General features: G+C 65.4%; 10 protein-coding genes. 9 read left to right on the top strand and 1 reads right to left on the bottom strand.

What is annotated here, in order from left to right:
- Positions 1-4: 4 nt before the first annotated feature.
- From tolQ to folP, 9 genes are all read left to right on the top strand, one after another.
- Positions 5-733 (top strand): protein TolQ, encoded by a 729-nt coding sequence (gene tolQ / locus G4223_RS04200; RefSeq protein ID WP_163675449.1) that lies wholly within the window; start codon positions 5-7, stop codon positions 731-733.
- The gene (tolR, locus tag G4223_RS04195; RefSeq protein WP_163675445.1) at positions 733-1,200 is read left to right on the top strand and encodes a protein TolR; all 468 of its coding nucleotides are present in this window, start codon (positions 733-735) and stop codon (positions 1,198-1,200) included. Before tolQ ends, tolR begins: the two co-directional genes overlap by 1 nt.
- A 9-nt stretch (positions 1,201-1,209) precedes the next feature.
- Complete coding sequence (locus tag G4223_RS04190; protein ID WP_163675442.1) at positions 1,210-2,145, top strand: TonB C-terminal domain-containing protein; 936 nt, start codon at positions 1,210-1,212, stop codon at positions 2,143-2,145.
- A gap of 55 nt (positions 2,146-2,200) precedes the next feature.
- Complete coding sequence (gene tolB / locus G4223_RS04185; RefSeq protein WP_420844428.1) at positions 2,201-3,541, top strand: Tol-Pal system beta propeller repeat protein TolB; 1,341 nt, start codon at positions 2,201-2,203, stop codon at positions 3,539-3,541.
- A gap of 169 nt (positions 3,542-3,710) precedes the next feature.
- Positions 3,711-4,196 (top strand): peptidoglycan-associated lipoprotein Pal, encoded by a 486-nt coding sequence (gene pal / locus G4223_RS04180; protein ID WP_163675436.1) that lies wholly within the window; start codon positions 3,711-3,713, stop codon positions 4,194-4,196.
- A gap of 151 nt (positions 4,197-4,347) precedes the next feature.
- Entirely contained in the window at positions 4,348-5,355 is a 1,008-nt protein-coding gene (gene ybgF / locus G4223_RS04175) for a tol-pal system protein YbgF (RefSeq protein ID WP_163675433.1), read from the top strand.
- Positions 5,356-5,394: 39 nt separating this feature from the next.
- Positions 5,395-6,711 (top strand): tRNA lysidine(34) synthetase TilS, encoded by a 1,317-nt coding sequence (tilS, locus tag G4223_RS04170; protein ID WP_163675431.1) that lies wholly within the window; start codon positions 5,395-5,397, stop codon positions 6,709-6,711.
- Positions 6,712-6,765: 54 nt separating this feature from the next.
- Positions 6,766-8,718 carry an ATP-dependent zinc metalloprotease FtsH gene (gene ftsH / locus G4223_RS04165; protein ID WP_277395012.1) on the top strand — a complete coding sequence of 651 codons (1,953 nt, stop codon included), beginning with the start codon at positions 6,766-6,768 and terminating at the stop codon, positions 8,716-8,718.
- Positions 8,719-8,780: 62 nt separating this feature from the next.
- Positions 8,781-9,926 carry a dihydropteroate synthase gene (gene folP, locus G4223_RS04160; protein ID WP_163675425.1) on the top strand — a complete coding sequence of 382 codons (1,146 nt, stop codon included), beginning with the start codon at positions 8,781-8,783 and terminating at the stop codon, positions 9,924-9,926.
- Here folP and G4223_RS04155 read toward each other — a convergent pair.
- Entirely contained in the window at positions 9,892-12,774 is a 2,883-nt protein-coding gene (locus G4223_RS04155; RefSeq protein ID WP_163675422.1) for a P-loop NTPase fold protein, read from the bottom strand. The two genes, folP and G4223_RS04155, sit on opposite strands and share 35 nt — an antisense overlap.
- Positions 12,775-13,071: the final 297 nt, after the last annotated feature.

The raw sequence follows: 13,071 nt of genomic DNA, 5'->3' as shown, positions 1-13,071 counted from the left end.
TGTCATGGATCCTGTTCAGACGGTTCAGCTGGCTGGCTCGGTAGCCGCCGAACACGATTTGTCCATGTGGGCGCTGTTCATGCGAGCCGACATCATCGTCAAGATGGTGATGATCGCGCTGTTGCTGGCATCGTTCTGGTGCTGGGCCATCATCTTCGACAAGGTCCTGCGCCTGCGTGCGCTGTGGCAGCGTGCCGAACAGTTCGAGGAAAACTTCTGGTCCGGCGGCTCGCTGGAAGAACTTTACGACCGCATCGGTTCGCGCCCGCTTGATCCCATGAGCGCCATCTTCGTCGCCGCCATGCGCGAATGGCGCCGTTCCGCCGCCAAGGGACTGGCCGACAAGGAAGCGGCCCGCGTCAGCTTGCCGCAGCGCATCGACCGCGTCATGCACGTTACCTTGGGCCGCGAGATGGACATCCTGGAGCGCCATCTGGGCGTGCTGGCCTCCACCGGTTCGACCGCGCCGTTCATCGGCCTGTTCGGCACGGTGTGGGGCATCATGAACTCGTTCCAGTCCATCGCCGCCACCAAGAACACCTCGCTTGCCGTGGTGGCGCCGGGCATCTCGGAAGCGCTGTTCGCCACCGCGCTGGGTCTGGTGGCCGCCATTCCGGCGGTGATCGCCTACAACAAGATTTCCACCGACCTCGACCGCTATGCCAAGCGTCTCGAGAATTTCTCGGGTGAGTTCGGCGCGATCTTGTCGCGTCAGCTGGAGGAGAAGGTCTGATGGGAGTCGCCCTCGGCCCGAAACGGGGCGGGCGGCAACGCCACCGTCAGGTTTCGGACATCAACGTCACCCCCATGGTCGACGTCATGCTGGTGCTGCTGGTGATCTTCATGGTCACCGCGCCCTTGCTGACCGCCGGTGTCCAGGTCGACCTGCCCAAGACCGAAGCCGCCCCCATCAAGGGCGACGACCAGCCCCTGTCGGTGACGGTCGACGCCCATGGCGACGTGTGGATCCAGGAAACCAAGGTCACCATGGAGGAACTGGTGCCCAAGCTTCAGGCCATCACCGCCCAGAAGCCCGACACCCGCATCTTCATCCGCGGCGACAAGACCATCGATTACGGCCGGGTGATGGAAGTCATGGGCACGCTTGGCGGTGCCGGCTTCACCAAGGTCGCGTTGGTCACCGAAATGCGGCAAGGCGGCGACACTGCCGCCACCCCCGCCAAGAAGGGGGCTCGCTAGGGCGATCCCATGGAAATGAGGCGCGAAAGCTTCGTCTTCTCCGGTGTGCTGCACCTGTTCGCCGCGTTGGTGGCGATCTTCGGGCTGCCCATTTTTTGGGACGAGCCGGCCGAGATGGAAGCGCCTATCGTCGTCGATCTGGTGCCGATCGGCGCCAAGACCAACCCGCCGCCCAAGCAGGCCGAGGCGCCGCAACCCGAACCGGCCAAGCCCGAGCCACCCAAGGCCGAGGAACCCAAGCCCGAACCGCCGAAGCCCGAGCCCAAGCCGGCTCCGCCGCCACCGCCGCCGCCCGAGCCGAAACCGGAACCGACGCCCGCGCCGCCGCCGCCGAAACCCGAGCCCAAGCCCGAGCCCAAGCCGGAACCGAAACCCGAGCCCAAGCCGGAACCCAAGCCCGACGCCCAGAAGCTTCTGGAATCGTTGAAGCCGCAGCCCCGGCCGCAGCCGCCCCAAAACGACCTCGATTCCCTTCTCAAGTCCATCGACAAGAAGAAGCCGACGCCGTCCAATCCGCTCGACGACCTGTTGAAGGCCGCCGAAAAGGGCAAGCCGAACAAGCCGTCCACCGACCAGGGCACCAAGTCCACGCCGTCCAGCGTGCGTGGGTCGGACCAGCACAACCCCAACGAGCCCATCTCGATGACCGAGATGGACGCGATCCGGGCGCATGTGTCCAAGTTCTGGAATATTCCTGCGGGCGCCAAGGACGCGGCGAACCTGATCGTGGAAATCCGCGTCACCCTGATGCCTGACGGCACGGTGACCGACGCCCAGGTGGTCAACCGGCCGATGCTGGCCGATTCGTTCTGGCAGGCCGCCGCCGATTCGGCGCGCCGCGCCGTCCGTCTGGCCAGCCCGTTGCCGATTCCACGCGATAAGTACAGCCAGTTCCGTGATTTTGTGCTGGTGTTCAATCCCAAACAGATGATCGGGGGACGCTGATGTCCATCACGATCAATCAAACCGCCTTAACCCACCAAGACCAAGGACGATGACCATGCTCACGCGCCTTCGCCTTGCGGCCGCCGCCCTGGCCGTCGCCTTCGCCGGAATGCTGGCCGTGGCGCCGGCTTCCGCCCAAGGTGTCCGCATCGACATCACCAAGGGTTACATGAAGCCCTTGCCCATCGCCATCCCCGAATTGTTCGGCGCTTCGCCCCAGGAAAGCCAGGTGGGCCAGGACATCGCCAAGGTGGTGGCGGCCGATCTGGAACGCTCGGGGCTGTTCAAGCCAATCGACCAGCGTGCCTTCATCCAGACCGCGGCGGCGCTCCAGACCGGGCCGCGTTTCCCCGACTGGAAGCAGATCAACGCCGAGGCGCTGGTCAGCGGCAAGGCCGAAATCGGCGTCGATGGCCGCATGCGGGTCGAGTTCCGGCTGTGGGACGTGTTCAACGAACAGCAGATGGCCGGCCAGTTGTTCACCGCCACGCCCCAGGGCTGGCGGCGCATCGCCCATCTGATCGCCGACGCCATCTACAAGCGGGTGACCGGTGAAGACGGCTATTTCGACACCCAGATCGTCTACATCTCGGAAACCGGTCCCAAGAACGACCGCCGCAAGCGTCTGGCCATCATGGACCAGGATGGCGAGAACCACCGCTTCTTGTCGTCGGGCGCCGATCTGGTGCTGACGCCGCGTTTCTCGCCGACCGCGCGCGAGCTGACCTACATGTCCTATTACAAGGGCACGCCGCGCGTTTACATCTATCAGGTGGACACCGGCCGGCGGGAATTGCTGGGCGACTTCCCCGGCATGACCTTTGCCCCCCGGTTCTCGCCCGATGGCAACAAGGTCATCATGAGCCTGGCGCAGAACGGCAATACCGAAATCTACGAGATGAACCTGCTCACCCGCCAGAAGCGGCGGTTGACCAACCATCCGGCCATCGACACCTCGCCCTCCATGGCCCCTGATGGTGGTCACATCGTGTTCAATTCCGACCGTGGCGGGGCGCCGCAGCTTTACACCATGGATTCCGATGGCGGTGGTGTGCAGCGCATCAGCTTCGGCGATGGCCGTTACACCACCCCGGTGTGGTCGCCGCGTGGGGACTTGATCGCCTTCACCAAGCAAAAGGGCGGCGAGTTCTATATCGGCGTCATGCGTCCCGACGGGTCCGACGAACGCTTGTTGGCTCAGGGCTGGCTGGTGGAAGGCCCGACCTGGGCGCCCAACGGCCGTGTGCTGGCCTTCTGGAAGGAGACCCCCTCCAGCGAGCGTGGGACCGGTGGTGGCTCCAAGCTTTATACCATCGACTTGACGGGTGTTAACGAACGACAGGTTCTTACACCTTTGGACGGTTCGGATCCTGCTTGGTCCCCCTTGATTCCCTAAGACCATGGCAGTATAGTCCGCCCCGATTGAGATTTTTTCCGATGGTGATGGGAAATTCAAAAGACATCACCAAAGGAAGGGCGTGCCGCCTCTTCGTGGGGCGGCGCGGCGTCTCCAAAGGTCCAATCTGCATTCCCTACGGCGTTCCATTGAGGGGGAGTCCTCAAATATGAAGCTGCGTTTTCTGAGCATTTTCGCTGCCGCCGCCCTGTTGGCCGCCTGTGAGTCGGCCCCTGAGGAAAAGGCTGCTACCTCGTCCACCGCGACCCCGCCGGTCGTCAAGCAGGGCATCGTTCCGGGTTCGGAGCAGGACTTCATCGCCAATGTTGGCGATCGCGTCTTCTTCGACTTCGACAAGTATGCTTTGCGTGCTGACGCCAAGTCCACCCTGGACAAGCAGGTCGCTTGGCTGAAGAAGTACCCGACCTACAGCCTGACCATCGAGGGCCATGCCGACGAGCGCGGCACCCGCGAGTACAACCTCGCCCTGGGCGAGCGTCGTGCTAACTCGGTCAAGGAATACTTGGTCGCTGGTGGCCTGCCGGCCGCTCGCGTCAAGACCATCTCCTACGGCAAGGAGCGTCCGGTCGCCCTCGGTTCGAACGAGGCTGCCTGGTCGCAGAACCGCCGTGGCGTGACCGTCCTCAGCAAGTAATCTGCTGAAGCGTTCACGGACGTGACGAGACGCCCGCCCTTCCGATGGTCCTTGGGCCGTCGGAACGGGCGGGCGTCTTATTTCTGCCCTTTTTAAGCGCAAGGCTGGATAATCCGGCCTTACCCGACGCCCCAGCGAACGAGAGGTTCCCGTGCGCCGCATTTTCCTTGTTCCCGCGCTTGCCCTGACGCTTTCGCTTGGTGCAGGAGCCGCGCACGCCCAGTACGACAACCGTGGCGTCTATGACCGCCTGGACCGTCTGGAGCGCGATCTGCAAACCATGCAGCTCCAGATGTCGCGCGGCACCAGCGGCGGCTCCACGGTGATCACCTCGCCGGCCCTTGGCGGTGGTGTCGCCACCCGTCCCGCCGGGTCCGAACAGAGCTTGTCGCCCGGTCTCGCCACCCGCCTGGACGAGCGTGTCGACCAATTGGAGGACATGGTCCGCCAGTTGACCGGCCGTATCGAGGAGGCGCAGTACAAGAATAATCAGATCGCCAAGCAGCTTGAGCGCCTTCAGGCCGACATCGATCTGCGCTTCAAGGATATGCAAGGCGCGGGTGGTGGTGCCGCCCCGGCCGCCGAAGGCGCCGCGGCCCCTGCTCCTGCTCCCGCCCAATTGTCCATGCCGGCCGCCAGCGGTGGCGGCTCGGACCGTGTGGTCCTGACCCCGCCCAAGGGTGCCGACGCGCCCGCGCCCGTTTCCGGGGGCGGCGTCCTGGGGACCATGTCGGAAAAGGACATGAAAAAGGCGCAGTCGGTGCCCAAGCCCACCGATCCCCAGGCGATGTACGACGCGGCCTACGCCGCCGCCCAGGCTGGCGACTACACCACCGCCGAGGCGGGGTTCCAGGAGTTCCTGAGCAAGAACCCCAAGCACGCGCTGGCCGGCAACGCCCAATATTGGCTGGGCGACATCGCCTATTCCAAGAAGGACTTCAATACTGCCGCCGCCACCTTCCTGGACGGTTACAAGAAATTTCCCAAGCATTCCAAGTCGCCGGACATGATCTACAAGGCCGGGTCTTCCTTTGGACAGATGGGCAAGACCAAGGAAGCGTGTACCGCCTTCGCCATCCTGTTCAGCGAGAACCCGCAGATGCCCGACAGGGTCAAGCGGGCGGCCACCGCCGAGAAAAAGAAATACAACTGCAAATGACAGACAGGCCCCTCGCAAGAGGGGCCTTTTGGTTCGATCATGACCGATCCGCTTTCCGCCGCCGAGTTTTCCGCGCTGATGGTCCCCATGGGGCCGTTCGAGGCGCGGCCGCATGTGGCGGTGGCGGTGTCCGGGGGGGCGGATTCCCTGTGCCTTGCCCTGTTGGCCGCGCAATGGGCGCGTGACCTGGGAGGAAGGGCGACGGCCCTGACGGTGGACCATGGCTTGCGCTCCGATTCGGCGGCCGAGGCCGAGAAGGTGGAGCAATGGCTGGCGGCGCGTGGAATTACCCATCACGTTCTGCGCTGGCAAGGCGACAAGCCCAATTCCGACATTCAGGCGGCGGCGCGCGGTGCCCGATATGCCCTGTTGGAACAATGGTGCGCGGCCCATGCTGTGCTTCACCTGATGCTGGCCCATCATCGCGATGATCAGGCCGAGACGCTGTTGCTGCGCTTGGCACGTGGGTCGGGGGTGGATGGGTTGTCGGCCATGGCGGTGGTATCCGAACGTTTTTCCGTTCGTTTGCTGCGGCCGTTGCTGGGCGAGCCGCGTGATCGGCTGGCCGCGACCTTGCGGTGTCTGGGACAGGAATGGGTCGAGGACCCGTCCAACCGTGACCCCAAATTCGCCCGCGTGCGGGTGCGGACCCGTTTGCCCGATCTGGCTGTCGAGGGTGTGACACCGTCGCGGCTGGCCGACACCGCCCGCCGTCTGGGGCGTGCCCGCGCCGCGCTGGAGGCGGACGTGGCTGCTGCTGCCGCGCGTTGGGTGGGATTTCACCCCGCCGGTTTCGCCCATGTCGCGGACCACACCTTCGCCCATTTGTCCGACGAAATCGGTTTGCGTCTTCTCGCCCGCCTGCTTCAGGCTGTTGGCGGCGGGGCGCATCCCCCGCGTGAGGAGCGGGTGGAGAGCGTGCACGCGATGCTGCGCGGCGGGCGGCCTCGGGCGGCCACCTTGGGGGGCTGCCGTGTGGTGCCGGGGAAAGAACGCTTCCTGGTGTGTCGCGAGGCTGGGCGCATGGCCCCCGAAATCCCGGTGCTTCCCGGAGAGGAGGCGGCCTGGGACGGCCGCTTTCGTGTGGCCCTGCGCGCCGATGCTCCTTTCGGGCTGCGGCTGGGGGGATTGCGGGCCGAGGGATGGTCCCAATTGCGGGAACAAGGGGGGCGGGGAGGGCTTTTTTCCCTGCCGGCTCCGGTGCGGACCACTTTACCTGCGATTTACGATCAGCAGGGCCTTTGCGAGGTTCCGTACCTCGGCTATAACCGAGAGGCGCATAAGGAATCGGTTGTGCGGTGGATCGTCGCCGCGCCAACCGTTCCTGCGACGGTTGCCGGACGCCGCCTTGTCTAGAGCAAGGCCGTCATTATCTAAAGGGAACCGCATTTTCGGCGCGGTCAGCCGCCCATGCCGGGGCCGGCGCCAAGCCAAACGAGGAAGGGCCTGACCTTGAATTTCAGCAAGAACCTGGCGCTGTGGGTCATCATCGCCCTGTTGCTGGTGATGCTCTTCAACCTGTTCCAGACCAATTCGCCCCAGCGCGGTGTCGGACAGACCGCTTTTTCCGACTTCATGGCCGAGGTGGATCGCGGTCAGGTGTCCGACGTCACCATTCAAGGTTACGGCGTCACCGGCCATTACGCCGACGGCCGGCCCTTCAGCAGCTACCTGCCACCCGAAGCCAACATCGTGCCCAAGCTGCGCGAGACCGGCGTGCGCGTCTCGGCGTTGCCGCCGGCCGAGGATCAGCCGACGTTGTGGGGCGTGCTGGTGTCGTGGTTCCCCATGCTGCTGTTGCTTGGCGTGTGGATCTTCTTCATGCGTCAGATGCAGTCGGGCGGCGGCAAGGCCATGGGCTTCGGCAAGAGCCGGGCACGCCTGCTGACCGAAAAGACCGGGCGCGTCACCTTCGAGGACGTCGCCGGCATCGACGAGGCCAAGGGCGAACTGGAAGAGATCGTCGAGTTCCTGAAGGACCCGCAGAAGTTCCAGCGCCTGGGCGGCAAGATTCCCAAGGGCTGTTTGCTGGTCGGCCCGCCCGGTACCGGCAAGACCCTGTTGGCCCGCGCCATCGCCGGCGAAGCCAACGTTCCGTTCTTCACCATTTCCGGTTCCGACTTCGTCGAGATGTTCGTCGGCGTCGGCGCGTCGCGTGTGCGCGACATGTTCGAACAGGGCAAGAAGAACGCCCCTTGCATCATTTTCATCGACGAAATCGATGCCGTTGGCCGCCATCGTGGTGCCGGCCTGGGCGGCGGCAACGACGAACGCGAACAGACTCTTAACCAGTTGCTGGTCGAGATGGACGGCTTCGAATCCAACGAAGGCGTCATCCTGATCGCCGCCACCAACCGTCCCGACGTGTTGGACCCGGCGCTGTTGCGTCCCGGCCGCTTCGACCGTCAGGTGGTGGTGCCCAATCCCGACATCCTGGGCCGCGAGAAGATTCTCAAGGTGCACATGCGCAAGGTGCCGCTGGCGCCGGACGTGGACGCCAAGATCATCGCGCGCGGCACCCCCGGTTTCTCGGGCGCCGATCTGTCCAATCTGGTCAACGAGGCAGCGTTGCTGGCCGCCCGCGCCGGCAAGCGCGTGGTGACCATGGCCGAGTTCGAGTCCGCCAAGGACAAGGTGATGATGGGCGCCGAGCGGCGTTCCATGGTGATGAGCGAGACCGAGAAGGAGGCCACCGCCTATCACGAGGCCGGCCACGCGGTGGTCAACCTGCACATGCCGCATTCCGACCCGCTGCACAAGGTCACCATCATTCCGCGCGGCCGTGCGCTGGGCGTGACCATGTCGTTGCCGGAACGCGACCGGCTGTCGTACTCCAAGAAGTTCTTCGAGGCCCGCATCGCCGTGTGTTTCGGCGGCCGCGTCGCCGAGCAGATCACCTATGGCGAGGAACACCTGAACTCGGGCGCTTCCAACGACATCATGCAGGCCACCAGCATGGCCCGTAAGATGGTCACCGAGTTCGGTTTCTCGGAAAAGCTGGGGCCGCTGCGTTACAACGAAAACCAGGAAGAGGTGTTCCTGGGCCATTCGGTCACCCAGCACAAGAACATGTCGGACAACACCGCCATGCTCATCGACGCCGAGGTGCGCCGCTTCGTCGAGGACGGCGAGCGAAAGGCCCGTCAGATCCTGACCGAGCACAAGGACGAACTGGAAGCCATCGCCAAGGGGCTTTTGGAATACGAAACCTTGTCGCGCGAAGACATCGACGCCTTGCTGAAAGGTGAACCGGTGGTGCGCGACGGCACGTATACCCGTCCTCCCGAGGGGCCGCGCCGCTCCTCGGTGCCGACCTCGGGGCCGGCGGTGGGAGGAGATCCCGAGCCGCAGCCGGGACACTGATCACGTTTGTACGGTGAACGGGGCGGTCCATAAGGGCCGCCCCGATCCATTTGGAGAACGTCATGGCCGTTGTTTCCGCCTTTCGCCGCGCCGCCGGTCTGCCGCGCGGCCTTGATTGGGAAAGCCAGCCTCTTGATGGCCGGCTTTATCTTTTGCCGGCCGGCATGGTCGCCGGCGAGGTCGCGGCGGCGGCGGTGATTTCGGGCAACGGCTGGCCGGTGGCGGGAACGGAACTGGCCTTCACCCTGGGGGCGGTGATCTGGCGCGAGGGACAGATGGCGTGGGTCGCCGCCGCGCCTTATGCCGAACTGGTGGAATGGTCGGAAGCCGAGGGCGAGACGGTGGCCCGTCACATGGGCCGGCTGGTGCGGCGCATCGGTGGCAAGCGTGCGCCGTGGGGCGGGCTGGAGGTCAACCGGCCGCTGGTCATGGGCATCGTCAACACCACCCCCGACAGCTTTTCCGATGGCGGCAAGCATTTCGATCCGGCGACCGCCATCGCCAGCGGACTGGAGATGGCGGCGGCGGGGGCGGACATCATCGATGTCGGCGGTGAATCGACCCGGCCCGGATCGGCGCCGGTGATGCGGGACGAGGAACTGGCGCGCGTCTTGCCGGTGGTGCGGGAGTTGGCCGCGCGCGGGGTCACGGTCTCCATCGACACCCGCCACGCCCAGGTGATGGAGGCGGCGGTCACCGCCGGTGCCCGCATCATCAACGATGTCACCGCGCTGGAAGGCGAAGGCGCGCTTGAGGTCGCGGCGCGGACCGGGGCGGCGGTGTGCCTGATGCACATGCAGGGCCAGCCCCAGACCATGCAGGACGATCCCGTTTACGCCTGCGCGCCGCTTGACATCTATGACTATCTGGCCGGCCGCATCAAGGCATGCGAGGCCGCCGGCATCCCGGCCGAGCGCATCGCCACCGACCCCGGCATCGGTTTCGGCAAGACGCCGTCGCACAACGCCCAGCTTTTGGCATCACTGGCGCTGTATCACGGCTTGGGCTGTCCCATCCTGTTGGGAGCCAGCCGCAAACGCTTCGTCGCCGCCCTGTCCAACGACGAAGGCCCGACCGAACGCCTTCCCGGCACACTGGCCGCCCATCTCGCTGGCCTGGATTCCGGCACCCAGATCATCCGCGTGCACGATGTCCCCGAAGCGGTGCAGGCGGTCAAGCTGTGGCGGGCGATGAAGGCGGCGGGGTGACGGGTGGTTCGGTGGTGAAGCTGTAGCGCTGGGCCACCCTGGCCCAGTCGCGCAAGGCCGGGGGCGACAGCCGGATGTCGATCAGCGCCCGCTTGACCGTGTGCCAGGAGTCGTCGTCCTTGGCCTTGGCGTCCAACTCCGAGATCAGGGTCGCCAAGCTGTCGGTCGTGGCCAGGGCTTCGAAATAGGCTGGCGCCAGACGCGGCGCTCCGGCGGCGACCACCAGATTGGCCAACAGCGCCTCCAGCGCCCCCGGTTGTCGCAACGTCGCCAGTTCGTCGGTGCCCAGGCCGACCTTGATCAGGCTGAACAGGTTGATGAAGCGCTTGACCCGCCGGGGCGAGCCGCCCAGCAGCGGCGCCAGTTCGGCGATCTGGTCGATCTCGCGCGGCTCCAGGCGGGCGAACTCCATCTGCTGTTCGGCCTGGGCGGCGGCGGGGGCGGAGACGATGGTGGTTTCGGCCGGTGTTTCCTGGTCGTCCGTTCCTGTCTCGGTCGGGGCTTCGGTCGCGGCGGCGGCGTCTGGTTGGGGACTTTCATTCGGTCGCGGCGGTGCCGCCTGTTCCATCAGCCGGCGGGCATAGGCGCTGGCGGCGGTGCCGTCCATGGGCTGGACCCAATAGGGCACCTGGAAGATCTTTTCCAGATAGTCCTGGGTGCTGGCCGGGCGCACGGCCGATGCCTGGGCGGCGTCATCGCTGTTTTCGTCGTTACCGTCGATCAACAGGTGGGAATAGGCGGTCTTGAGCGAGGCCTGAAGCCAGCGCACGTCCACCGCCACCACCACCACGAACAGCGGAAAGGCCAGCAACAGGTGGATGGCCTGCAACACCTTGACCACCAGCGGCGCCGGGCAACGGTCGAGGTCGTCGATGTAAAGGATAATGCGGTCGAGACGGGGCAGATCGGGATCGGGCGCCTTGTCCGTTGGCGCCAGCAAGTCCGACAATTTCTCGATGTCCTTGCGGATGGTGGCGAGGATGCCCAGCTTGGCGGCGTAGGTGCCGGCGGCCACCCTTTCCTCGAGGAAGCGACGCATGCGTTCCTGGGGCGTGCTGTCCTTGATCTGCTGCCGCAACGTACTCAGCTTCTCGGCGGCCTCGCTGCGGGCGGCGCGGGCCAGTTCCAAGGCCCCGGCCTTGGCCGTCACCGCCGCCTCGGCCTCGGCCAACGCTTGGACCGCTTTGCCTTGTTCGGTGGTCACCGCGTCGGCGATGCTGTTCTTGGCGGCGGTCAGCTTTTCCAGGGCGCTTTTGGCGGTTTGGTACAACCTGAACAGCCATGCGGCAGGGGCCGCGAACAGCACCTCGAGCAGGTTTCTTTCCCCTTCGCCGATCGGGATGCGAAGCAAGGCGGGCACGAGGCAGGAAAGCGCCAGCACCGCCAGGGTCAGCCACAGGGTGGGCCGGTTCCAGCCCTCGCCGGCGGTCAGCGCCGTCCAGGTGGTGCGGATGGTGCCGGCGGTTTGGTTGAGGTCGTCGATGCATTCGCGCAGGCGGTCGGGCGATTCGATCTCGGGCGGCAGGCCAAGATCCTTCCACGCCTTGCGCAGTTCGGGCGTGTCCAGGGCGGTCCGCGCCAGGACCTTGCCCGCCTGCGGCCATTTGATGCGCTGGGTTTCCCGCGCCACCAGGCTCTTGGCATAGGCGGCCTGGGTCTTTTGCAATTGTGCCTGGGCGGCGTCGAACTGGCGTTGCGCAGCCTGTTCCTGGCGCTCGCTTTCCTCAAGCACCGCCTTGGCCGAGGCCAGTTCGGCCAGCGGGTCGGTGACGTTGTCGTCGCTGCGCTCGCGGAAATGGTCATTGAGCCGGGTGAACAGATGGTCGGCCAGGCTGGCCCACAAATCGGCCTCGATATAGTGCCAGGCGTTGAACTCGATCTGGGCGACGTGGCCCAGGAAGGGCGATTGGCCGCCGGCGGTCTCGGTTTTCCGCGCCTGCTCGGCGAAGGTCTCGACGCGATGCTTGAGCGCCTTCATGAAGAACGACTTGCCGTGCCCCCAGTCGCCGAACAGGCCGATGGCCAGCGGCAGCGCGGTCGATTGCGCGGCGACGAAGCGGGCGAAGGTCTCGACGTTGGCGCTGACGTCCAACAGATCCTCGTTGACCTCGCCGATCGCGTCGGGATGGGTGCGCACCAGGGCGGCGGCCGGGGGCGGCGCGGCTGGGGCATTCAGTCCAAGGGCGTCACGCAGCGCCGCCGCGTCCAGGTGGAACGAGGCCATCAACTGGGCCAGCTTTCCGCTGGTGGTGTCGAGCATGGCGGCGATCAGGTCGAGGATCGTCGTCTCGGGGCCGCCGCGCCGCAGCGCGTTGGCGCCGGTGGCGTCCAGCAAGCGCCGCGCCGCGCTGGACAACTGGAAGCGCCGCAACGTGAAGCGTTGGGTTTTGATGCCGGGCAGCCGCACACGCGGCGCATAATTGCCGCGCGCGGTGCCATAGCTGTCGGCGGCCATGACCGCCTCGGCCAGCACGGTCAGCACCCGGCGTTCCCCGGAATCCTCGCCCAGCGCCACGCCCTGTTCGACCACGTCGGCGATGGTGAACAACAGCGTCGCCGGCGACACGATGCCGGCATTGGCCGATTTCTGGTCGCCCAGGAACGCCGCCGCCCGCAACAGATACCGTAGCCCCCGGCTGGCCGGCGGCGCGATGGCGTCGCAGGCGTTGGTCAGCGCCTCGGCGGGGGATTTTGGTGGCGGTGGTGGCACGTTGCTTTTGCCGCTTAGGACGTCTCCGCCAGACAGGGTGGAATTGTCGAGGGTGACGGGCTTTGACGGTGGTGGAGCATCGCTGTTGAAGTTGAATACGCCGTCAGATTTGACCAGTTCCAACAATGGCTGGCCCAAGGAGTCCGGTAGATATTGGAATTCTCCGTCCGCCAATCCGTCCAGCGCTCGCTGCAATTCGGGGAAGGCACGGGTGACGATATCGGTAGCGATAGGACGTTTCGGCTTCTTGAAGGTAAGGATTTCAAATCCAGCGATTCCTTCTTTGCCGTGACTTGTGGCATAGCCGCAAATTCCCTGATCCACCGCCCAATGGAGAATGAAGGCGCCGTTTTCGAAGGGAGTGTTTCTGATTGTCAGGTTGTTCCCCACGAATTTCTTGTCATGTCGATACAGCCAATACGCCACCACATCCCC

Source organism: Magnetospirillum aberrantis SpK, from assembly GCF_011022235.1.
In the GTDB taxonomy this organism is placed as follows: Bacteria; Pseudomonadota; Alphaproteobacteria; order Rhodospirillales; family Magnetospirillaceae; genus Magnetospirillum; species Magnetospirillum aberrantis.
This window is presented reverse-complemented; position numbering and strand designations above follow the sequence as displayed.

Coding starts and splice junctions, on each gene's coding strand:
- ftsH (WP_277395012.1), top strand. CDS start 6,766: ATGCCGGGGCCGGCGCCAAGCCAAACGAGGAAGGGCCTGACCTTGAAT.
- tolQ (WP_163675449.1), top strand. CDS start 5: ATGGATCCTGTTCAGACGGTTCAGCTGGCTGGCTCGGTAGCCGCCGAA.
- tilS (WP_163675431.1), top strand. CDS start 5,395: ATGACCGATCCGCTTTCCGCCGCCGAGTTTTCCGCGCTGATGGTCCCC.
- pal (WP_163675436.1), top strand. CDS start 3,711: ATGAAGCTGCGTTTTCTGAGCATTTTCGCTGCCGCCGCCCTGTTGGCC.
- tolR (WP_163675445.1), top strand. CDS start 733: ATGGGAGTCGCCCTCGGCCCGAAACGGGGCGGGCGGCAACGCCACCGT.
- folP (WP_163675425.1), top strand. CDS start 8,781: ATGGCCGTTGTTTCCGCCTTTCGCCGCGCCGCCGGTCTGCCGCGCGGC.
- G4223_RS04190 (WP_163675442.1), top strand. CDS start 1,210: ATGGAAATGAGGCGCGAAAGCTTCGTCTTCTCCGGTGTGCTGCACCTG.
- tolB (WP_420844428.1), top strand. CDS start 2,201: ATGCTCACGCGCCTTCGCCTTGCGGCCGCCGCCCTGGCCGTCGCCTTC.